Here is a 20,978-nt window from a genome sequence, read left to right as displayed (position 1 = left end):
ATGAATTAACCGGTACTGTTTACCGGCTTAGACCTTGGGTCTCGTCATTCACCGTTTAAAAGTCGATGTCACTTGCAGAATATAGGCGTTCTCCTGCTGCGAATTTGATCGTAGCGCTGGAGAGCGTCTTTTTCTTATGTATAGATGCGAATATCTCTTATAATATTGACTTTAATCGTGGTATAATAAATAGATGCAAGCCTAAGCCTGCATCAGAAAACCTGAAACTACAGACAGGGGAGGGTGAAACGCATGCTGACAAAGGATGAGATTATTGCAACAATGTCCGCTCAGGGGCTGCGTATTACAGATCAGCGCAAAACGTTGGCCACGTTATTTTCCGAGAATGAAGGGTATCTGTCCCCCAAAGACGTTTATGAATATATGGGTAAGAAGTACAGTGGACTTAGCTTTGATACAGTTTATCGTAATTTGCGTGTAATGCAGGAATTGGGTGTGCTGGAACAGGTATCTTTTGAGGATGGAATGAAGTTCAAGGTGAGCTGTAATGAGCATCATCACCATCACCATATGATTTGCTTGAGCTGTCAGAAAACATTACCGATTTCTTTTTGCCCAATGCAAATGACGGATACAACGGATCAATTCCAAATCGTCGAGCACAAGTTTGAAATTTTTGGTTATTGTAAAGAATGTCAACAGAAGAATGGACATACTGATAGTAATTCGGATGGGGGATTCAGACAGACGAGCAGTCACACTCACAGCCACGGGGGCTACTGAAATGAAAATCACCACACGCAGAGTGGTACAGGCTCCGATTAAGTTTTATCGTTCCTATATTTCACCGTTAAAGCCGGCTACCTGCCGATTCTATCCAACGTGTTCAGCGTACGCGTTGGAGGCGGTAGAAGTGCATGGTGCGCTCAAAGGTTCATGGCTTGCTACTAAGCGTATAGCCAAATGCCATCCCTTTCATCCAGGAGGCGTAGATTTGGTTCCTCCTGCAAAAAAGGAGACAGACAGGTCTAGCGAAGATCGTTTGGCTACTCATTCCGAGAAGAGTCTGACTTGACAGCGCTATGCGGATTTGGTTATATTTTGGTTAATATTGTTTTCCTGCGAAGGGATGAGTAGGGTGAATTGTCCAGTACAGAGAGCCGGGGTTAGCTGCAAACCGGTCTGGAGCGAAGCCTGAATATGGTCCTGGAGGAACCTTTTTCGAGCGTATTTGCCACAGTTATTTGTGCACGGGAGGCAAACGTAAGGGGGAGGCGTGTTCCAGCGTTAATGGGCGGTCAGATGTGACCGGTGAAGCCTGTAGTCTGCGAGGATACAGGAAAATTGGGTGGTAACGCGTGAGGTGACTCTCGTCCCATAGGGGCGGGGGTCTTTTTTGTGCCCAATTTGTTCCAAATTCATAAATTGGAGTACCATCATGTCAGCAGGTCTTATCGAGCTGCCGTGAACAAAACAGGAGGCAACATACATGTCCAATGAGAACACATTTTACATTACGACACCGATCTATTATCCGAGCGACAAGCTACATATAGGTCATGCTTACACGACAGTTGCGGGAGATGCAATGGCCCGTTACAAGCGGCTACGCGGTTATGAAGTGCGTTATTTGACAGGAACGGATGAGCATGGTCAGAAGATTGAGCAAAAGGCAAGTGCAGCTGGAAAAACGCCACAACGTTTCGTAGATGACATTGTGGCAGGCATCCAAGACCTGTGGCGGAAGCTCGACATTTCCAATGACGATTTTATCCGTACTACGGAGGAACGTCATAAGGCTGTCGTACAGGAAATTTTTGATCGTTTATTAAAACAAGGCGATATTTACAAGGGAGAATACGAAGGCTGGTACAGCATCCCTGACGAGACGTACTACACAGAAACTCAGCTGGTTGACGTGGTGAAGGACGCTAAAGGCAATGTGACTGGAGGTAAGAGCCCGGATAGTGGACACCCTGTAGAATTGGTCAAGGAAGAGAGCTACTTTTTCCGCATGAGCAAGTATGCTGATCGGTTGCTGCAATTTTATGAAGAGAACCCGCAGTTTATCCAACCGGAATCCCGGAAAAAAGAAATGATTAACAACTTCATCAAGCCGGGGCTAGAGGATCTGGCTGTTTCCCGTACAACTTTTGACTGGGGTGTTAAGGTCAAGGGGGACCCGAAGCATGTCGTATACGTTTGGATTGACGCACTTTCCAACTACATCACAGCCTTGGGATATGGTTCTTCTAATACTGAGCTGTACGATAAATTTTGGCCAGCAAATGTGCATATCGTGGGTAAAGAGATTGTACGGTTCCACACGATATATTGGCCAATCATGCTGATGGCATTGGATCTTCCGTTACCTAAAAAAGTATTTGCACATGGTTGGTTACTTATGAAAGATGGTAAAATGTCGAAATCTAAAGGCAATGTGGTAGACCCGGTAACGTTGATTGACCGTTATGGTCTGGACCAACTTCGCTACTACTTGCTGCGCGAGGTGCCTTTTGGGGCAGATGGAACATTTACACCAGAAAGTTTTGTAGATCGAGTTAATTCGGATTTGGCAAATGATCTGGGCAACTTGTTGAATCGTACCGTGGCGATGGTAGATAAATATTTTGACGGCAAGGTTCCGGCTTATGAAGCAAATGTAACAGAATTCGACGGAGCTCTGGAAGACATGGCAACATCGACTTATAGCAAAGTAGAAGAAGCCATGGAAAACATGGAGTTTTCCGTGGCATTAACGGCGATTAGCCAATTTATTAGCCGTAGCAACAAATATATTGACGAGACGCAACCATGGAATTTGGCTAAGGATGAGGCAAAACGTCGTGAATTGGCATCGGTTATGTTGCATTTGGTAGAAAGCTTGCGCATCGCTTCCATCTTACTTCAGCCATTCTTAACCCGTGCTCCTCATAAAATTTGGGAACAGCTCGGTATTAGCCAAGGTGAGCTGACTACATGGGATAGCGGCAAGCAGTTTGGTCGTATTCCGGAAGGAACACAGTTGGTCAAAGGTAATCCGATCTTCCCACGTCTGGATTCAGAGCAAGAGGTTGCTTTTATCGTGGAAGCAATGACAGGAGGTAAGAAACCAGAGGAAGCTACGACACAAGTTCAACCACAGAATGCATCTGAGACGAGCCAGGAAGCGCCGGAGGCAAAGGAAGAGATTGGCATTGAGGATTTTGCCAAGGTAGAACTGCGCGTTGCTCAGGTCGTCGCTTGCGAGCCTGTGAAGAAGGCAGATAAACTGTTAAAGCTCCAACTTGATCTTGGTTATGAGCAGCGGCAAGTAGTATCAGGGATTGCGAAGTTTTATACACCTGAAGATATCATTGGGCGCAAGGTGATCTGTGTGACCAATCTTAAGCCGGTAAAACTTCGGGGAGAGCTGTCGCAAGGTATGATTTTGGCAGCTTCACATGGAGATCAGCTTACGCTCGCCACCGTACCGGAAGGTATGCCGAATGGTGCAGTTGTAAAGTAGTACGCTAGTTAATAAAAGAACGTAATGAGCGTATGCCCGAGAATCATTCTTCTTGGGCATGCGCTTTTTGGCGTGCATCATATTTTGCTCCCGCTACACGTATGTTTAGTAGGCAGGGCTTGTTTGCTCGTGTTCACTTAAGACAGGGGAGGAAATGAGGATGACAGATATTAACGCCGGATTGGCGATCGTAGCCGGACTGGTTTCTTTTTTTTCACCGTGTTGTTTACCGCTGTATCCATCTTATTTATCGTATATGACAGGGATGTCTGCGCGTGAACTGGCTGAAGGACGGCATAAGGCCGAGGTTCGTTATCGTACGATGGGGCATACACTTGCTTTTGTACTGGGCTTTTCGGTCGTTTTCTATTCACTGGGTGCAGGTGTCGGGTTGCTTGGAGAATGGTTTGCCAATTATGGGGATACGCTAAGAGTGGTAGCAGGGTTGCTTATTTTACTAATGGGACTGGTATCTCTCGGTGTGGTAAGTCCTTTGATTCTAATGAGGGAGCATAAGCTTCGCTGGACATGGAAGCCTGCCGGGTACGCCGGCTCCTTTGTAATCGGAATTGGTTTTGCGGCAGGCTGGTCGCCCTGTATCGGTCCCATGCTAACAGCTATTATCGCTTTGGCTGCAGTAGAGCATCACATTTGGTTCAAACTGATTACAGGCTATGCGCTCGGGTTTGCGATTCCATTTTTTGTATTAGCTTTGCTGGTAGGCTCTGTTCGGCTATCCTCTCGCTATACCTCCATCCTCATCAAAACAGGTGGCATACTACTTGTTATCACTGGCATTTTACTGGTAACGGATCATATGACCGATGTAACGCTATTTTTACAACGGATTACCCCGGGTTGGATGCTAGTTATGTGAAATACTCAATACGACTTAAAGGAAAATGTTCAAAAATACGCTCTGTGATAAACTCTCGCAGTGCATTTTGCTGTTCATCGGGATAAACGTATTTGTTTTGTCCCCAGCGTCCCCATTTTTTCTTGCGTTTCTCTATGTCCATCTCCAGCTTGGTTTTCGGATAACGTTTCTCGATGACAGCTTTGGATGTTTTGGTGAAGCGATGCTGTATTAATTCGAACGTCAAATCTTTTGTAGCATGCTGGGGCAAGGTTTCTCCCAATTTGCGCAGTAACTCGCCGTAACCTTCTTCCCAGCCGTCATACCAGATGATGGGTGCAATGATGAACCCAAGCGGATAACCGGCTCGTGCGATTTTGCCCGCGGCTTCAATACGTTCCTCGAAGCGGGAAGTTGCAGGTTCAAACTGTTTAATAACATAATCGGAATTAATGCTAAAGCGGATGCGAGTATGACCATTATGTTTAATATCCAGCAATGGATCAACATGATGATATTTAGTAACAAAACGCAGACGGCCAAATTCCTCATCTGCCATGAAACGAATCAAGTCTCCAAGCGTTCCGGTGATATGCTCCAAACCAACCGGATCGGAGGTACAAGCTGCTTCAAAACGGGTAATTTCAGGCGCACGCTCCTCGATATAAGCTTTAGCTGCTGATAAGATATCGTCAGTGTTGACATATACACGAATATACGGCTTTGCTCCCAAGGTTGTTTGTAAATAACAGTAGTGACAATGCCCCATGCAACCAGTCGAAATGGGGATGGCATATTCAGCAGAAGGCTTGGATTGATCAAAAGTTAACGTTTTACGGATACCAACTACCAAAGTTTTTTTTGCCATTCGGTACTTTTCAACTTCAGTTTCACCTGGTAAATTGGTAATTCGGTTGTGAGAGGTAGTCATCCGGTACGGAATATCCTTGGCTTTAACCCAATCCATAATACGCTGGCCCTTGGGATAATTTAGTGCGTCTGGCTCAAAAAACACCAGGTCAGGCAAAAATGGCTTGGTTCCTCTGGTTTGGACAGGAGTACGCTCAAGCGTAGACATGGCTAACGCTCCTTTCAAAATAAATCCACAGTGCTCTGGTGTCCAACTTTAACATATTGCCGCAGAAGTAAACGATACAGGGACGACGATATTAGTGTACCCGGCTTAAATTGAACAAATCGTGGCAATAGATGTGAGTGAAGGGATGAGACTTGCCAATGGGCAATGATAACATGTATCATTACATAGTAGGTTTAACGCAGGAAATGAAGGCGGTAAGCGCCCGTTCAATAACAGAAAAGAGGGAAACAAGTGCCAACGCCAAGCATGGAAGATTATTTGGAACGCATTTACCAACTGATTGATGAGAAGGGATATGCTCGTGTCTCGGACATCGCAGAGGGTTTAGAGGTGCATCCTTCGTCCGTCACCAAAATGATTCAGAAGTTGGATAAGGACGATTATCTTGTATATGAGAAGTATCGGGGACTGATTTTGACACCAAAAGGGAAAAAGGTCGGCAAACGGTTGGTTGATCGCCATCAGTTATTAGAGCAATTTCTGGATATGATTGGGGTTGAGAAGGACCTGATATATAAAGATGTGGAAGGTATTGAGCATCATTTGAGCTGGGATTCCATCACCCGTATCGAAACATTGGTTGAATATTTTCGTCGGGATGAAGATCGCTTGCGCCAGCTTCATGACATACACAAGGAATTGAGTGGAGATTCCTAAAAGCATCTGTCCTTATGGACGATGCTTTTTTATTTGTTCCGACCGCAACAAATATCCGGTGATTAGCGTCTATCCATTATATAGCAGGACAATATAGGGGTTAAAATTAACAGGGTTAGCGGAGGATTGTAATAATATGAATCGAAAGAAAATAGTGGCATTGGCTGCAGGCATACTCTTAGCAGTGCAGACTGCCATCGTTCCTGGAGTCCAAGCAGCTTCAACTGGTGATATTGAAATTATATTGGACGGACAGTCCCTGCAAAGTGACGCATCACCGTATATTGTACAGGGAGCCAATGTTACGATGGTTCCTTTGCGAGTGATTAGTGAGGGATTGGGCGCTCAGGTCAACTGGTCGGAATCGTCCGGTACGGTAACGATTACAGCACAGAACAAAAATATATCTATGGAGAATGGTGCACAAAGCGCTACGGTGAATGGTAAGTCAGTTCGACTGGATGCATCTGCCCGTATGACAAGCGGAAGAGTCATGGTGCCACTGCGTTTTGTTGGGGAAGAGTTGGGATTAAAAGTGGATTGGCAAGCTTCAGAGCGAGTCATTACGTTAAGCAGTGGTAAGGAAGGTGTCTCTACGGGTGGGAGTAGCTCGGCGGGAAACAGTGCTTCCACATCAGATACGTCTGCATCTGGCAATCAGGAGAGTGTAAGTACGGATCAGGGAGCCAGCGATAATGAGCAGACGGTTGTCACTTCACCGTCAACGTCTACTAGTGAGGACGGTTCAAGTTCTTCACAGGCAAATGTTGTTCAGGTAAAGGCTTCAACTTCCATGCGTGGGGCATGGATTTCTACCATCAATGGAGATTGGCCTTCTTCCGCTGCCCGAAGCAGCTCCGAGAAGCAAAAGCAGGAGTTTACTAAAATGCTCGATGATTTGCAGGGGATGGGCATCAATGCGGTATTTGTTCAGGTTCGTGCCAGCGGTGATGCGCTCTACCCGTCAAGTCTCGTACCCTGGAGCAAGTATTTGACCAACACCCAAGGTAAAAATCCAGGCTATGATCCCTTGAAATTTATGATTAGCGAATCGCATAAGCGAGGGATGGAATTCCATGCCTGGTTTAATCCGTTCCGTGCGAATTCTACAGGAACAACCAGCGGTTTGGCTGCAAACCATGTGGCTAATCAACACCCGGACTGGATTGTTAAGAATGGTAGCCAATTGTACATCAATCCAGGAATTCCGGCTGCACGTCAGCATGTCATTGCGGCGATTATGGAGGTCGTGAACGGATATGATATTGACGGCGTCCATTTGGACGATTATTTTTATCCTTACAGCGGGACTTTTGATGATGATGCGACCTTCAAAGCATATAATGCCAACAAAATCTCTAATAAGGGCGACTGGCGGAGAGATAATGTGAACAGTTTTGTTCGCGATTTGGGCAAAAGCATTCATGCCAGCAAGTCTAAGGTTCAATTCGGAATTAGCCCTTTTGGGGTATGGCGTAACAAATCTCAGGACTTAACGGGTTCAGACACGAAGGCAGGCGTTACAGCGTATGATACGACGTTTGCGGATGTGAGAACCTGGATTAACAAAGAGTGGATTGATTATGTAGCTCCACAAGTTTACTGGAGTATCGGTTTCCCTGCGGCGGGATATGACAAGCTTGTCGCATGGTGGTCCAATGAGGTCAAAAATTCAGATGTTAAGCTGTATATCGGTCATTCTCCGTATAAAATCGGCACCCCTGAAAAGGGCTGGCAAACGGCTCAAGAGCTAATTAAGCAGCTTGAACTGAACAAAGATTATAAACAGGTCAAAGGGGATATTTACTTTAGTGCACAGCATTTGCGTAAAAATCCATATGGACTCATTCAGCTTCTTCAAAATTATTATCAAATGTGATATAAATTGGATCATATAGGTTCTATTTGGGCCTCCGTTCTCATAGATAAGCAGTAGAACTGCTTACTCCCAAGAGAACGGAGGTTTTTTGATCTATGCTGATCAATGCTGTGTTCCAGGGTGGAGGGGTTAAGGGAATTTCGCTGGCGGGTGCAGTTAAGGCTGCGGAGGAGCATGGAATTGTATTCAATCGTTTAGCAGGTACATCATCAGGTGCTATTGTAGCTGCTTTATTGGCTGCGGGATACTCTGCGGATGAAATGAAAGCCGTAATTGAGAAAACCCCCTTGGTCAAGTTGTTACGACGTTCTCCAGTGTTCAATATTAAGTGGATTGGACCAGCAGCTCGTATCTTTCTTAAAAAAGGTCTCTACTCAGGGGAGGCACTGGAGCACTGGGTACGTGAGCTGTTACGAGCTAAGGGAGTGCGTACGTTTGCGGATTTACCTCCTGGCAAACTGCGCATTATTGCATCAGATATCACGAATGGACGCATTCTGGTGCTACCTGAGGATATCAAACGTTTTGGTATCAATCCCTCTTCACTGGAGGTAGCCAAGGCCATTCGGATGAGCACAAGTATCCCTTATTTTTTTGATCCCGTTATGTTAAGGCTTGATTCTGCACTTGCCAAGGGAAAGACCTTTTCTCAGCAATTTATATTTGTAGTTGATGGGGCTTTACTAAGCAATTTGCCTTTGTGGCTTTTTGATGAGCCTGTAAATGAACGTGAGGCCAAAACGATTCCAACGGTAGGGTTTCAAATGGTGGGCAAGACGGGTACGGAGACCAAAGTTTCTTATATACGGGGTCCTTTGACCATGCTGCAGGCTATTTTCGATACCATGCTATCAGCACACGATGAACGATATATTGAGCAGGAGAATCGGTATCGGACGATTAAAATTCCAACATTGGGGATCCGCACTGCACAATTTAACATTTCTACAGTGCAAAGTGATTTGCTGTATGCTTCCGGTGTGCAGGCAGGGGATGCTTTTTTCCACAAATGGAGCATCACTTCTTACCAGCAGCAGTATAGCAAATACCAATTGATGAAGGATACCATGTACGCTATGAAATGAACACTAATTGGCAGTTAAAGTAATTTAAAAGGGTGTGAAAAAAGGAGCCTCTTCCCGGTCATATTTTAATACGCGGGTGACGGCTCCTTTGTGTTGCATTTTAAAGGATGATTATTATCGTTAATGATATTTAGGTTGTTCTTCTTCATTTTTGCCCTTGGAACCTTCAATCACATGAAAAGGATACGCTTTGCGCTTGCCCGTAGTCTGCTGCTTACGTGCGTTGGCTGTTTTGGCCATGGTGCGCACAGAGGGTTTGATTTTGGGAGTACGATTGCTTTGTCCTGGCAGGTATTTGTATAGCAGAAATATAACTGCAAAAACAAGGACGGGAATGAGTAAACTCATGAGAAAGCCCCAACTTCCTCTCCACAGCATATCCACAATCCCATATGCACCCAAAGCAAGGGTAAGCCAGAAAATAACAGCATGTCTGTTCATTATTCACTCATCCTTTCACAGGATCAAGGGCAGGACTGTTGAAGGTCTCCTTTACAGGTACATTTTCCAACTCAGCATCCAATTCAAGCATACGCTTAAATGAGGCAATGGATACCTCCACTTGATCATCAGTCGGTTCTTTGGTGGTAAGTAGTTGCAGCCACAGACCGGGGTAACCTAAATAACGAAGTACCGGAATTTCACGAAGAGCATTGGTCAGCTTGAGAAATTCAAAAGAAAGCCCCAGTACGATCGGAAGCAGTAGAAGCCGTTGCCCCATACGCTCCCACAGATTATCGTAGGTGAATAGGGAATAGACTAGTACCCCGATGATCACGGTCAGCATAATAAAGCTGCTACCGCAGCGGTAATGCAAACGGCTGTATTTTTGCACATTGGCCGGGGTTAGTTCTTCTCCAGCTTCGAATGCCGTAATTACTTTATGCTCTGCACCGTGATATTGAAACAGTCGTTTGATCAATGGAGTTTGGGAAATGCCCCATAAATAAGCCAGCAGCAGAATCAGCTTAATGGCTCCTTCGGCGAGGTTATGCAAAATTTGGCTGTGAAACAAGCCGTCGAACAGGAAGTCTTCTACAACAACCGGAACGAGGGTTAACACAATTTTGCCGAACAAAAAGGAGATAATCCCGACTGCCGCTACACCGATCATCATACTCAGACTCCAGCGAGATTCTTCTTTTTTCTTTTGCTCAGCGCGTTCTTCCGGATCTACTTCATCATCAGCATACGCATCGGCTGAATAGTTCAAATGCTTGGTACCTTTGGCGCTGGAGTCGATGATGCTTACAATCCCCCGCAATAAAGGAATTCTGCGGAATTTGGATACCCAGGATTGCTCCTTGCGTGGTACTTCCAAATATGTGATTTCGCCAGTTTTGCGGCGAACTGCCGTGACATTGACACGCTTGCCGCCGAACATGACACCTTCAATGACTGCCTGACCACCGTAGCTCACAGGCTTGGATGCTTGTGACAACCGTCTCACCTCTCTTAATACATGCTTTTTTGTATATTGTATCGAATTTGTAAGGGAATATCTAGTTAGATGAAACTGGTGTAACCACAGGCTTATAAAAAAAGCATTTATGGAGCGTCAGACTGCTCACATAAATGCTACTCATTATAAAACTTCGGAAACAACCTATTGCGTAATTGCCCCAACAACCTGGTCAACCAGTCCTTTTGATGAGAGGGGGCCGCCAAATGTCCATGTCGTACCGTTCAGTGGATAGGTGCGTTTTTCTTTAACGAAATTCAGACCGTTCCAGACCGAATTATTTTTCATAGGTGCCCCGAAAACATCATCGTCCGGCTGCACAATATAGATAAAGTTGCTGTTCTGAACAGCAGACAGAGCTTCAATACCGACGGTTGTAAAGCCATACGGTTCAACTTTGCTTGGTTTCCAATCATTAATCATACCGATCTTCGCCAGTGTTGCCACGACGACTGAGTTATCCGAAAACATACGGAGGCTGGCCGCATTTTGCGAAGTGAAAGCTTGTGTCAGTACATAATGATAATCCGACTTGCCAGCAGCGGCGAGCTTTTCTTTGGCTTCAGCATAATGCTGATCCAGTTCGGCAAGCACCTGCTTAGCTTTTTCTTCTTTTCCCAGAGCAACTGCGATGCTATTAAAAATTTCTACCATTTTATCATGATCGTAGCCATTACCATTGTTCAGATTATATTCGATCGTAGGAGCGATGGCCTTAAGTTGCTCATAGATAGCTTCATTCCCATCAACATTGGAAATGATCAGATCCGGTTTCAATGCAGCAATTGCTTCCAGATTCGGCTCGTTACGCGTGCCGACATCGACCACGCTACTATCCAGAGCCGCCTCCGGTGTCACGTATACCTTGTAGTTGGCATTGTCAGCATTACCCACCGGCTGAACGCCCAACGCAACCAAATCCTCTGTAAATGTCCATTCCAGCACTACGACACGCTGTGCGGGCTTGTCGAGCGTGATCTCACCACGATTATGCTTTACCGTCACAGGACCGGTCGCTGTGTCAGTCGGTTTACTACCCGATGTGGCTACCTGATCTTTGTCCGATGCATTGTCGGCTGCTCCGCAACCTGCCAGAGTGAGCGTAAAAACCATTAACAATAAAATCCCGATGAATCCCTTTTTCATAGAAGCGTTCTCCCGTATATATGTTTTTATAAAATGATAATGATTATCATTTTCACCATTATATTATGATAGAGGATTGAAATTTTGTCAATGTAAAAAACGGGTCCGTGCACTCAAGTCGAAAGCTGCCATTATTCAGCATTCCTGTTCATTGTTAAACTCTCCCCCCTTGGAGCATACTACCAGCAAAATGGAATGCAGAATCCGATGGAAGTACATGCATATCCGATTGCGATAGTCTTTACGATGGGAAAAAGTTTTCATATTGAAAGGGGATTAAACAACATGAGCGAAACCTTCTCTATACCCAAGATAGGACATGAACAGGAGCAACCTCGTGGATCTCAGGATCAACGTAATCATAACGACAGTGGTAGAGGCAGGCAGCAGTCAGGCAAAATACATACGCCTCTCATTCCTTTTGCGCTTGAGTTGGGTTTTTTTTCGGGTTTGCTCTGGGGATTGCTGCGCTGGCTGTTTTATAAGTTGCACTTTACCGTAGTAGCGCCTGGCTTTCTCGCAGAGCCTTTTTTCAAGCATTCATTTATGAACACCATGGCGGGACATCTGGTAGGGCTACTGTTTTTTATTGGATTATCCGTCGTAGCTTCACTGGTGTACACTCTGTTGCTGCGCAGATTTAAGGGTCCTTTACCCGGCATTGTGTATGGCCTGATTTGGTGGGTTGTTTTATTTGTATTAACAGGTCCTAAGCTAGGGATGATGAATGCTCCTGATCGGTTAACATGGAATTCCTTATATACGGAAATTTGTGTGTTTTTACTGTGGGGACTATTTATCGGATATACCGTTGCTGTCGAGTATACGGATGAAAGAAAGCGCGAGCCTGAGAAAGCTGAGGGCTGAACGTAACAAAAACTTCTCAAGCGCCTATTCCCTGTGTTAAAATAGCATTTGGTTATTTGACAGAGGGGAGCGGAATGAAAGATGAAGAATGACCGGGTGTTAAAGCTGCGGCAGGCGCTGGGCGAGCATAATCTGCGGGCTATGCTGATTACTAGCCCTGTCAATCGTCGATATTTGACAGGCTTCACAGGTTCGGCAGGTTATGTGCTGATTACGGAATCCCATAGCTATTTGCTGACTGACTTTCGCTATATGACGCAAGCGACCGAACAAGCCGAAGGCTTCACGGTAGTGCAGCACGCTGCACAGGTCATGGAAACGGTGAAAGAATTGCTGTCTTCCCATCAGATCAGCGAAACAGGCTTTGAGCAAGACGCTGTAACTGTTGCGACGCATAAAGCTTATAGCGAAGATTTGTCACCTATTTCACTGGTTCCGGTGTCGGGCATTGTAGAGAAATTACGGGTGTACAAGGATGCGGAAGAGCTGGAAGTGATGCAGCGGGCAGCGGATTTGGCAGATGCTACTTTTGCACACATTTTACCTTACATCAAGCCAGGTGTCAGCGAGCGTGAGCTGGATCTGGAAATGGAATTCTTCATGCGCAAGCAGGGAGCTACATCCTCTTCATTTGACACAATTGTGGCTTCTGGAGTTCGTTCGGCATTGCCTCATGGCGTAGCCAGTGCTAAGTTAGTACAAGCAGGCGAGCTGATTACGTTTGATTTTGGTGCGTTGCTGGATGGCTATTGCTCCGATTTGACACGTACAGTGGCCACACAAGGGGATTTAGCGCCCCAGTTGCGTGAGATCTACGATATTGTACTTAAGGCGCAACTTCACGCACTTGAACATATTAAGCCGGGCATGACAGGCCGTGAAGCGGATGCTCTGACCCGGGATATTATTGCAAGCCATGGCTATGGAGACAATTTCGGGCACAGTACAGGTCATGGTCTGGGTCTTGAAGTACATGAATCTACACGCCTGTCGAAGGCGAGTGATGATATTCTGGAGCCGGGCATGGTGGTAACGATCGAGCCAGGTATCTATGTGCCTGGATTGGGCGGTGTACGGATCGAGGATGATATCGTTATTACAGATAGCGGCATCAAATTATTAACACATTCGAGCAAAGAATTTACAGTCGTTTAATAACGATAACAGTCCTGTAGGAGGGGTATTTTAGTGATTAACGTTAATGATTTTAAAACAGGTTTGACCGTCGAGGTAGACGGAGATATTTTTACGGTGCTGGATTTCCAACACGTAAAACCGGGTAAAGGTGCAGCATTCGTACGCTCCAAGTTGAAAAACTTGCGTAACGGTAACACCGTTGAACGTACATTCCGTGCGGGTGAAACGATCGGTCGGGCGCAAATCGAAAACCGCGGTGTATCTTATCTGTATGCTAGTGCAGACGATCATACATTCATGGATAATGAAACATATGATCAATTCACATTGTCCAGCGATCAACTGAAATGGGAACTTAACTTCCTGAAAGAAAACATGAATGTAAATATCGTTAGCTATAACGGCGAAATCCTGGGTATTAACCTGCCTACCAGCGTTGAACTCAAAGTAATCGAAACAGAACCAGGTATTAAAGGTAATACAGCTACAGGTGCTACCAAAAATGCCAAATTGGAAACGGGTTTGAATGTTCAAGTTCCTTTGTTCATTAACCAAGATGACGTATTGTTAATTGATACACGTGATGGCAAATACATGTCTCGCGCATAAAATTTGCTGCTTTTAGATTTCCTCTGTCCTTGTGAAGGGCAGGGGATATTTTTATAAGCACTAATATTAAAAAACAATGGCTCCGCACAGCACTTTCGTATTATACTGTACTAAAGTTATTCCGCAGGATGTCACGTTCAAGTCGTTGGGTGCCATCTCAAGGTTACATACTGAGTCTGAGGGAGTGAATATCGTTGTCTTTGTATGTCATGAAATTCGGAGGCAGTTCCGTCGGTGACACGGAGCGCATGAAACGCGTGGCAAAACGCGTTGTGGAGAAACAGAGTGAAGGGCATCAATGTGTAGTGGTCGTTTCCGCAATGGGAGACACGACAGACGAACTGATTGACCAGGCCAAATTGTTGAATGAGCAGTTGCCTGCACGTGAGTTGGATATGTTGATGACGACAGGTGAGCAAATTTCAATCGCCTTGTTGTCGATGGCTATTCAGCAGTTGGGTCATGAAGCGGTATCGTTTACGGGATGGCAGGCTGGTTTCCGTACTGAATCTGACTTTGGTCGAGCACGGATTACGGATATTCAACCTCAGCGTGTGCTGGATGCACTGAGCAGCAACAAGATCGTTGTTGTAGCTGGTTTCCAAGGGATGTCTGTAGAGGGAGACATTACGACGTTGGGACGTGGTGGATCTGATACGACGGCGGTTGCGCTGGCGGCGGCGATTCAAGCGGATGCCTGTGAAATTTACACGGATGTGGACGGCATTTATTCAACAGATCCACGGATCGTGAAGGTTGCTCGTAAGCTAAAAGAAATTTCTTATGATGAAATGCTGGAATTAGCTAATCTGGGTGCAGCTGTATTGCATCCTCGTGCGGTAGAATATGCCAAACATAACCGGGTACCGCTGATCGTGCGGTCCAGTTTTAACCATAATGAAGGAACGGTCGTAAAGGAGGATGCAGTAATGGAACAAGGCGTTGTAGTCAGTGGGATTGCATATGATAAAAATGTAGCGAGAATCAGTATTTTGGGCGTCGCCGATATTCCCGGCGTACTGGCGAAAGTATTTGGAACACTGGCGGCAGCCAAAATTGATGTAGACATTATTGTACAGAGCGGGGTTGAAGCTGGTAAAGCGGATTTCTCCTTTACAGTAGCTCTGACGGATCGTGAAGCGGCACTGAAGACGCTGGAAGGTATTCGTGGAGAGCTTCCGTACCGTGAAGTAACGTCTGAGGAAAACTTGGTGAAGGTTTCCATTGTAGGTGCAGGAATGGTTAGCCATCCGGGTGTTGCTGCGCAAATGTTTGCCGTACTGGCAGAGCAAGGCGTTAGCATTAAAATGGTAAGCACATCTGAAATCAAAGTATCGTGTGTAATTGAAGCGGGTAAGCTTCATGAGGTTATTCAGGCGTTGCATACAGCTTATAACCTGGACACCGAGGAGCAAGCGTTTGTGGGTGGACCGCAAGACCGTCGTTAATAACTGCAACGTGATCTAGACACTGAATATGGCTAATGTGAACGATGCTTATGACAGATAAAGGTTGATACATTATATGCCCTCTATTTATAGTTTGATAAATCATAGAATACAGCAGTAGGTTAAGAGGTTGTTCCATCAGTGAGAGTTAAACTGAGGGGAAGCCTCTTTTTTTCTGAATCTATCTTTTCTACCCAAGGGTTTCCCTTAGCCGACAAGGCTTTGAGAGGCCCTTTTTTATTTGTGCAAATTAGAGAATGGTGCTTAAACAAGCGGGAGAAAGGTCTGTTGAGTGTTGATAGGAGTTAGCAAAAGTTTGCCTAGGTTTTCAATATATTTTCGGCATAAAAAGCGAGAGTCAACCATAGACTTGTCTTAAAGAAAAAGGACAACTGTGAGGGGGCTGCATCGGTATGGAATGGCTGGAGTTATTTCCCGAACCGTTGCACGGTATACTCGGAAGGCTTCCAGAAACGGTATTTGAGCAACTGGAAGAAATCCGGGTCAGGGAAGGAAGGCCGTTGGAAATTAATGCAAACGGTGAACATCATTTTGTAACGTCTGCTGGTCAGCTGACTTTGAACCATGTGGAAGCCTATAAGCCTGACCGTGAGGATGCCCACCGACTGCTGGATTTTATCAGCAATCATTCCCTCTATACGATGGAAGAGGAGCTTCGTAAAGGGTTTATTACGATCCCTGGCGGTCATCGTATTGGCTTGGCAGGGAGAACCGTGCTCAACCGAGGACGAGTGGAGCATTTGAGGGATATAAGCAGCTTTAATGTAAGAATTGCGCGTGCAATTCCCGGCATAGCTGATCGGATATTGCCTTATGTAGCAGATCGAATGTCCGGGAAAATCCGGCATACCCTCATTTTGTCCCCTCCTCAGCATGGCAAAACGACACTGCTTAGGGACTTGGCTCGGCAACTCAGTTACGGAGGGATGGAAAGCCATGGGGGGCGACGGAATGGACTCAAGGTAGGCATTATAGACGAACGCTCTGAGATCGCTGGTAGTCACAAAGGTATCCCGGGTTTTGATGTCGGGCCTCGCACCGATGTATTGGACGGATGTCCGAAAGCAGAAGGCATGATGATGATGATCCGCTCGATGTCACCGGATGTCCTCATTGTTGATGAAATCGGACGACCGGAAGATGCGGAGGCGGTGCGCGAAGCGCTCCATGCAGGCATTGCAGTCATTGCTTCCGCACATGGTCGCGATGTGGCTGAAATGGCGACCCGGTCTGCTTTTGCTGGATTAACTACAGGACAAGAGCTATTTCAACTCTACGTCATGCTGGAGCGGACGAGCCGGGGCGTCTCATTCCGACTGGCAGATGCCAAGCAACGCAGGCTTACACTGTCTGGAGAAGGGCAGAATGGGGGTATCTCCTATGCTTAAGCTGCTGGGTGCAGCCTTGGTTATACTGGCCGCTACGCTGGCAGGTTGGCAACGGGCAAGGCAGTTTGCAATGAGGCCGCGGCAAATCAGGGAGTTGATTCTTGCGCTGCAAAGATTGACCACCGAGGTTTCCTACGGGGTGTCTCCGCTACCAGATGCTTTCGCCAAGACAGGAGAGCCCTTGCGAGAGCCCTTACGCACTCTGTTTCAGCAAGCCTCACGCTGGATGCACCCCTCTTTTGGCCTGACTGCCAGAGAAAGCTTGCATAAAGCCATTGAAGACTCGTGGAGCCGTTCCTCTATGAAGCAAGCCGAGAAGGAAGCGATGCGGCAGCTTGCTTACAGTCTTGGAACCAGCGACCGTGAAGACCAGATCAAGCACATTGCGTTGACCATCCAGCAGTTATCCCATGAGGAAGCGCAGGCGCAGGCAGATCAGGTGAGGTACGAGCGTATGAGCAGGAGCCTGGGACTGCTGATCGGAGCATTGATCGTCATTTTGATCTATTAGCGGGGTGCTCGAATGAATTTAGAAGTGAACGCAATTTTCCAAATTGCCGGAATTGGCATTATTATCGCTATGATTCATACCGTATTAAAGCAAATGGGCAAAGAAGACATGGCGCACTGGGTAACGGTCATCGGCTTCGTCGTGGTCCTGTTCATGGTGGTGCGAATGCTGGATAACCTTCTGCAAGAGATCAAATCTATCTTTCTTTTTCAGTAGGTGGACACATGGAAATTATTCAGGTGGTGGGCTTCGCCCTCATTGCCACAGTCCTTATTTTAGTCATTAAGGAACAGAAGCCGATGTTTGCCTTTTTGATTGCAACAGCTGCGGGAATCGTCATTTTTTTGCTGCTGATTGGCAAGATCGGATCTGTGGTTGCTGTACTGGAGCGACTGGCCCGGTCTTCAGGCATGGACATGATCTATTTTAAAACCGTCTTGAAAATAATCGGTATCGCTTATATTGCTGAATTTGGAGCGCAAATCGTTCGGGATGCAGGACAAGACGGGATTGCTTCCAAAATTGAGCTTACCGGAAAGGTACTCATTATGGTGCTCGCAATCCCAATTATCAGCATTATTATTGATACCATTCTGAAGCTGATGCCCGCCTGAGGGGGTGATGCCATGAAAAGGCTGGAGGGCATGCCGAATCTCAAAGTAATTGCAATGTTGCTGCTATGTCTATGGTGTGCCTCGGCTGCGTTCCTCTTTGCAGATACACCGACAAACGAATGGATCAGACAGCAGGCGGAGCAAATGCCCAAAGATGAAGTAGAACATTATTGGGACGGGCTCATGCAGCAATATGGCGGATTTTTCCCTGATCAGAAAACGCCTTCCTTCATGGACATGCTGCTTCCAGGCGGTGAAGGGTTCAGCATAAAGGGTGTATTGAGCGCTATAGCTGATTTTTTCATCCATGAAATCCGAGTAAATGCCAAGTTGCTCGTCACCATCGTCATGCTCAGCATTATGAGTATGGTGCTGGAAACGCTACAAAGCGCTTTTGAAAGCAAACAGGTCAGCAAAGTGGCCTACGCTATCGTATACATGGTCATTATCATTTTGGCGATTAATAGCTTTAGTGTAGCGATTGGTTATGCCAAAGAAGCGATTGATAGCATGATTCACTTCATGATGGCAATGTTGCCTTTGCTGTTTACTATGCTAGCCTCGATGGGGAACGTCGTAACAGTTTCGGTGACCCACCCGCTGATTGTATTTATGATCAACACAGTCGGAACAGTCATTCATACGCTGGTTTTCCCGCTGCTGTTCTTCTCGGCTGTGCTGTACTTGGTCAACTCGCTGACGGGCAAATACAAGCTGACCCAGCTAGCCGATCTGTTGCGGAACGCTGGAGTAGCAGTGCTGGGAGTGCTGCTGACCATTTTTCTAGGAGTCATTTCGGTACAAGGCTTGACATCGTCCGTTACTGACGGATTAACGATCCGTACAGCCAAATATATTACAGGTAGCTTTGTTCCGGTGGTCGGCAAGGCGTTGGCAGATGCGACAGATACAGTTATTTCGGCTTCGCTGCTCGTTAAAAATGCCATTGGTCTGGTAGGAGTCATTATTATTTTGTTCCTGTGCGCCTTTCCCGCCCTCAAGATTCTGACGCTGGCGCTCATTTATAAAGTGACAGCAGCGATCATGCAGCCTTTGGGTGATACGCCTATCGTGGCATGTCTGGATGCGATCGGCAAGAGCATGATTTATGTTTTCGCGGCGCTGGCAGCAGTGGGATTGATGTCCTTCCTTGCAATTACAGTCATGCTCGCAGCAGGCAATATGACAGTCATGATGAGGTGAACCAATGCACGTAAACCAACAAGGGGGGAGGAGAGTGACGTGACCTGGCTGGCAGGCTGGCTCAAGGAACTGGTGCTAATCGTGTTGCTGGCTTCTTTTGTCGATATGATCTTACCGAGCCGATCTATGGAGAGGTATGTCAAACTCGTTCTCAGCCTGCTTATTCTGCTGACGTTGCTGTCTCCGGTCGTGCGCTTACTGAGTACCAGTCCTTCCGAGGTTCTAGGGCGAGCATTGGATCTTCAACGTCAGGCTGAGACAGGCAAGAGGGAACCGACATTGGAGGAGATTCTAGCAAAAGGCAGCCAGTTAAAGCTACAGCAAGAACAAAGCTCCATGCAATGGGCTGGCAAAGAGGTAGCTAAGGAAATGAAAGGACAGTTGGAACAGTATACTGGGTTAGCAATTCAGTCGGTCCAGGTTACCCTTGCAAAGATTCAACAGGAGGAATCAGGGCTGGAGGCAGGAACGGGTGTCCAGTCGGTAGTGGTCCAATTGGCAGAACAGCAGCCAGAAAAAGAAAAGAAAAACACAGACGTCTCGCCTGGTGCAGATGTCAAGCCGATTATGGTGGAGCCTGTAACCGAAAAGACAGTGAATATTCGTGTAGAGCCAACACATGCAAAAACTTCAGATTTTAATGAAGGAACGCGAGAGAATGATCGTAATCCTGACAAAACTGTTGAGGACGGAAAGCCAACAGATACGAAAGCATTTGGCTTAATTACAGGACTTTTACGTGAAAAATGGGGGATAGATAGCAAAAATGTTCAGGTGCTTTCTTCGCAGGATGGAACACATGAATGGTAACAGGAGGTGAGCAGAAATGAGCAAATGGCTGAAAAAGCTGGAGCAATGGCTGGGTGGAGGGGCGGATGGGGCGAAAAGGTTCAATTCATTTCGTTGGTTGCTTATTCTTGGCCTTATCGGTGTAGCGATTATGCTCTTTAATTCATTCGTTAATGTAAAAAAGGTTGATCCAGAAAACGTAGGGCGTGAGCCGCCTGGCGTGATGAAAAATGAGCCTACGTTAGAGACAACAACAGGTGAAGAAAGTTCTTTTGCCGGGATTGAGAAGGTTTTTGAGGACAATATGAAACAGATGCTGGAGCAGATTGTTGGCGTAGGAACCGTTGATGTCATGGTTACGGTAGACTCCACCGAAGAAGTTATCGTTCAACGCAATGTAAAGGACATGCAGGAAGAGAACAATGAGACGGACGCCAATGGTGGACAACGGCACACTACTCAATATACACGTGATGGCGAAATTGTCACCTATGAATCATCTGGTGGTCAGCACACCCCGATTGTGACAAAAAAAGTAAAACCGCAGGTGAGGGGAGTGCTTGTTGTGGCTATGGGGGCAGAAAACCCTACAGTGAAGCAGCTAATTGTCGATGCTGTACAGAAGGGGCTAAATGTACCTTCCTACAAAATTTCAGTCGTACCGCGCAAGCAGGGATAATTTGGAATTCAGGAACAAAGAAGTTTATATTTTAAACCATTAATGAATATGGAGGACGG

Annotated in this window: 22 protein-coding genes; 18 read left to right on the top strand and 4 right to left on the bottom strand. The window is 46.2% G+C overall.

Annotated elements, in window-relative coordinates:
• The first annotated feature begins 252 nt into the window (after nucleotides 1-252).
• The 4 genes from MKX46_RS05130 (at nucleotide 253) to MKX46_RS05115 (ending at nucleotide 4,346) form a co-directional block, all read left to right on the top strand.
• The gene (locus MKX46_RS05130) at nucleotides 253-744 is read left to right on the top strand and encodes a Fur family transcriptional regulator (protein WP_039270917.1); all 492 of its coding nucleotides are present in this window, start codon (nucleotides 253-255) and stop codon (nucleotides 742-744) included.
• A gap of 1 nt (nucleotide 745) precedes the next feature.
• Nucleotides 746-1,036 (top strand): membrane protein insertion efficiency factor YidD, encoded by a 291-nt coding sequence (yidD, locus tag MKX46_RS05125; protein WP_029517238.1) that lies wholly within the window; start codon nucleotides 746-748, stop codon nucleotides 1,034-1,036.
• Between the two features lie 414 nt (nucleotides 1,037-1,450).
• Complete coding sequence (metG, locus tag MKX46_RS05120) at nucleotides 1,451-3,469, top strand: methionine--tRNA ligase (protein ID WP_029517239.1); 2,019 nt, start codon at nucleotides 1,451-1,453, stop codon at nucleotides 3,467-3,469.
• 160 nt (nucleotides 3,470-3,629) lie between these two features.
• The gene (locus MKX46_RS05115; RefSeq protein ID WP_029517240.1) at nucleotides 3,630-4,346 is read left to right on the top strand and encodes a cytochrome c biogenesis CcdA family protein; all 717 of its coding nucleotides are present in this window, start codon (nucleotides 3,630-3,632) and stop codon (nucleotides 4,344-4,346) included.
• Here the strand turns inward: MKX46_RS05115 and splB are convergent.
• Nucleotides 4,339-5,403, bottom strand: coding sequence for a spore photoproduct lyase (gene splB, locus MKX46_RS05110; RefSeq protein WP_023989268.1), 1,065 nt, complete (start codon nucleotides 5,401-5,403; stop codon nucleotides 4,339-4,341). The genes MKX46_RS05115 and splB overlap by 8 nt on opposite strands.
• A 252-nt stretch (nucleotides 5,404-5,655) precedes the next feature.
• Here splB and mntR point away from each other — a divergent pair, with 252 nt between their 5' ends.
• The 3 genes from mntR (at nucleotide 5,656) to MKX46_RS05095 (ending at nucleotide 9,045) form a co-directional block, all read left to right on the top strand.
• The gene (gene mntR, locus MKX46_RS05105; protein ID WP_029517241.1) at nucleotides 5,656-6,081 is read left to right on the top strand and encodes a transcriptional regulator MntR; all 426 of its coding nucleotides are present in this window, start codon (nucleotides 5,656-5,658) and stop codon (nucleotides 6,079-6,081) included.
• A 136-nt stretch (nucleotides 6,082-6,217) separates the two neighbouring features.
• The gene (locus MKX46_RS05100) at nucleotides 6,218-7,960 is read left to right on the top strand and encodes a family 10 glycosylhydrolase (protein ID WP_165147075.1); all 1,743 of its coding nucleotides are present in this window, start codon (nucleotides 6,218-6,220) and stop codon (nucleotides 7,958-7,960) included.
• A 95-nt stretch (nucleotides 7,961-8,055) separates the two neighbouring features.
• Nucleotides 8,056-9,045, top strand: coding sequence for a patatin-like phospholipase family protein (locus MKX46_RS05095; RefSeq protein WP_165147072.1), 990 nt, complete (start codon nucleotides 8,056-8,058; stop codon nucleotides 9,043-9,045).
• A 120-nt stretch (nucleotides 9,046-9,165) separates the two neighbouring features.
• Here the strand turns inward: MKX46_RS05095 and MKX46_RS05090 are convergent, their stop codons facing one another.
• From MKX46_RS05090 to MKX46_RS05080, 3 genes are all read right to left on the bottom strand, one after another.
• Nucleotides 9,166-9,486 carry a hypothetical protein gene (locus MKX46_RS05090; protein WP_029517244.1) on the bottom strand — a complete coding sequence of 107 codons (321 nt, stop codon included), beginning with the start codon at nucleotides 9,484-9,486 and terminating at the stop codon, nucleotides 9,166-9,168.
• Nucleotides 9,487-9,493: 7 nt separating this feature from the next.
• Complete coding sequence (locus MKX46_RS05085) at nucleotides 9,494-10,486, bottom strand: DUF1385 domain-containing protein (protein ID WP_029517245.1); 993 nt, start codon at nucleotides 10,484-10,486, stop codon at nucleotides 9,494-9,496.
• A 165-nt stretch (nucleotides 10,487-10,651) separates the two neighbouring features.
• Nucleotides 10,652-11,653, bottom strand: coding sequence for an ABC transporter substrate-binding protein (locus MKX46_RS05080; RefSeq protein WP_340932527.1), 1,002 nt, complete (start codon nucleotides 11,651-11,653; stop codon nucleotides 10,652-10,654).
• Between the two features lie 285 nt (nucleotides 11,654-11,938).
• Here MKX46_RS05080 and MKX46_RS05075 point away from each other — a divergent pair, with 285 nt between their 5' ends.
• The 11 genes from MKX46_RS05075 to spoIIIAG all read left to right on the top strand — a co-directional run bounded on the left by MKX46_RS05075 (nucleotide 11,939) and on the right by spoIIIAG (nucleotide 20,919).
• Nucleotides 11,939-12,520 carry a YqhR family membrane protein gene (locus tag MKX46_RS05075; RefSeq protein WP_340885767.1) on the top strand — a complete coding sequence of 194 codons (582 nt, stop codon included), beginning with the start codon at nucleotides 11,939-11,941 and terminating at the stop codon, nucleotides 12,518-12,520.
• Between the two features lie 81 nt (nucleotides 12,521-12,601).
• A complete protein-coding gene (locus MKX46_RS05070; RefSeq protein ID WP_341070961.1) occupies nucleotides 12,602-13,675 on the top strand; it encodes a M24 family metallopeptidase in 1,074 nt (357 codons plus the stop codon).
• Nucleotides 13,676-13,708: 33 nt separating this feature from the next.
• Nucleotides 13,709-14,266, top strand: coding sequence for an elongation factor P (gene efp, locus MKX46_RS05065; RefSeq protein ID WP_029517249.1), 558 nt, complete (start codon nucleotides 13,709-13,711; stop codon nucleotides 14,264-14,266).
• A 194-nt stretch (nucleotides 14,267-14,460) separates the two neighbouring features.
• Nucleotides 14,461-15,714 (top strand): aspartate kinase, encoded by a 1,254-nt coding sequence (locus MKX46_RS05060; RefSeq protein ID WP_029517250.1) that lies wholly within the window; start codon nucleotides 14,461-14,463, stop codon nucleotides 15,712-15,714.
• A gap of 413 nt (nucleotides 15,715-16,127) precedes the next feature.
• Entirely contained in the window at nucleotides 16,128-17,123 is a 996-nt protein-coding gene (gene spoIIIAA, locus MKX46_RS05055) for a stage III sporulation protein AA (protein WP_029517251.1), read from the top strand.
• The gene (gene spoIIIAB, locus MKX46_RS05050) at nucleotides 17,116-17,634 is read left to right on the top strand and encodes a stage III sporulation protein SpoIIIAB (protein WP_029517252.1); all 519 of its coding nucleotides are present in this window, start codon (nucleotides 17,116-17,118) and stop codon (nucleotides 17,632-17,634) included. The genes spoIIIAA and spoIIIAB overlap by 8 nt, the downstream gene beginning before the upstream one ends.
• Before the next feature lie 12 nt (nucleotides 17,635-17,646).
• Entirely contained in the window at nucleotides 17,647-17,850 is a 204-nt protein-coding gene (gene spoIIIAC / locus MKX46_RS05045) for a stage III sporulation protein AC (protein WP_010345636.1), read from the top strand.
• 8 nt (nucleotides 17,851-17,858) lie between these two features.
• Nucleotides 17,859-18,248 (top strand): stage III sporulation protein AD, encoded by a 390-nt coding sequence (spoIIIAD, locus tag MKX46_RS05040; RefSeq protein ID WP_013310826.1) that lies wholly within the window; start codon nucleotides 17,859-17,861, stop codon nucleotides 18,246-18,248.
• A 12-nt stretch (nucleotides 18,249-18,260) separates the two neighbouring features.
• Entirely contained in the window at nucleotides 18,261-19,451 is a 1,191-nt protein-coding gene (gene spoIIIAE / locus MKX46_RS05035; protein ID WP_341070960.1) for a stage III sporulation protein AE, read from the top strand.
• A gap of 39 nt (nucleotides 19,452-19,490) precedes the next feature.
• Nucleotides 19,491-20,261 (top strand): stage III sporulation protein AF, encoded by a 771-nt coding sequence (gene spoIIIAF / locus MKX46_RS05030; protein ID WP_029517254.1) that lies wholly within the window; start codon nucleotides 19,491-19,493, stop codon nucleotides 20,259-20,261.
• 16 nt (nucleotides 20,262-20,277) lie between these two features.
• A complete protein-coding gene (spoIIIAG, locus tag MKX46_RS05025; RefSeq protein ID WP_029517255.1) occupies nucleotides 20,278-20,919 on the top strand; it encodes a stage III sporulation protein AG in 642 nt (213 codons plus the stop codon).
• Nucleotides 20,920-20,978 lie beyond the last annotated feature (59 nt).

The organism is Paenibacillus sp. FSL P4-0113 (genome assembly GCF_038009305.1).
In the GTDB taxonomy this organism is placed as follows: domain Bacteria; phylum Bacillota; class Bacilli; order Paenibacillales; family Paenibacillaceae; genus Paenibacillus; species Paenibacillus polymyxa_D.
Note: the sequence above shows the minus strand (reverse complement) of the source record. Positions and strands in the feature narration are given on the sequence as shown.

Coding starts and splice junctions, on each gene's coding strand:
- spoIIIAB (WP_029517252.1), top strand. CDS start 17,116: ATGCTTAAGCTGCTGGGTGCAGCCTTGGTTATACTGGCCGCTACGCTG.
- metG (WP_029517239.1), top strand. CDS start 1,451: ATGTCCAATGAGAACACATTTTACATTACGACACCGATCTATTATCCG.
- MKX46_RS05075 (WP_340885767.1), top strand. CDS start 11,939: ATGAGCGAAACCTTCTCTATACCCAAGATAGGACATGAACAGGAGCAA.
- MKX46_RS05070 (WP_341070961.1), top strand. CDS start 12,602: ATGAAGAATGACCGGGTGTTAAAGCTGCGGCAGGCGCTGGGCGAGCAT.
- MKX46_RS05130 (WP_039270917.1), top strand. CDS start 253: ATGCTGACAAAGGATGAGATTATTGCAACAATGTCCGCTCAGGGGCTG.
- spoIIIAA (WP_029517251.1), top strand. CDS start 16,128: ATGGAATGGCTGGAGTTATTTCCCGAACCGTTGCACGGTATACTCGGA.
- spoIIIAC (WP_010345636.1), top strand. CDS start 17,647: ATGAATTTAGAAGTGAACGCAATTTTCCAAATTGCCGGAATTGGCATT.
- MKX46_RS05115 (WP_029517240.1), top strand. CDS start 3,630: ATGACAGATATTAACGCCGGATTGGCGATCGTAGCCGGACTGGTTTCT.
- MKX46_RS05100 (WP_165147075.1), top strand. CDS start 6,218: ATGAATCGAAAGAAAATAGTGGCATTGGCTGCAGGCATACTCTTAGCA.
- yidD (WP_029517238.1), top strand. CDS start 746: ATGAAAATCACCACACGCAGAGTGGTACAGGCTCCGATTAAGTTTTAT.
- MKX46_RS05095 (WP_165147072.1), top strand. CDS start 8,056: ATGCTGATCAATGCTGTGTTCCAGGGTGGAGGGGTTAAGGGAATTTCG.
- splB (WP_023989268.1), bottom strand. CDS start 5,403: ATGTCTACGCTTGAGCGTACTCCTGTCCAAACCAGAGGAACCAAGCCA.
- spoIIIAD (WP_013310826.1), top strand. CDS start 17,859: ATGGAAATTATTCAGGTGGTGGGCTTCGCCCTCATTGCCACAGTCCTT.
- MKX46_RS05080 (WP_340932527.1), bottom strand. CDS start 11,653: ATGAAAAAGGGATTCATCGGGATTTTATTGTTAATGGTTTTTACGCTC.
- spoIIIAG (WP_029517255.1), top strand. CDS start 20,278: ATGAGCAAATGGCTGAAAAAGCTGGAGCAATGGCTGGGTGGAGGGGCG.
- MKX46_RS05090 (WP_029517244.1), bottom strand. CDS start 9,486: ATGAACAGACATGCTGTTATTTTCTGGCTTACCCTTGCTTTGGGTGCA.
- spoIIIAE (WP_341070960.1), top strand. CDS start 18,261: ATGAAAAGGCTGGAGGGCATGCCGAATCTCAAAGTAATTGCAATGTTG.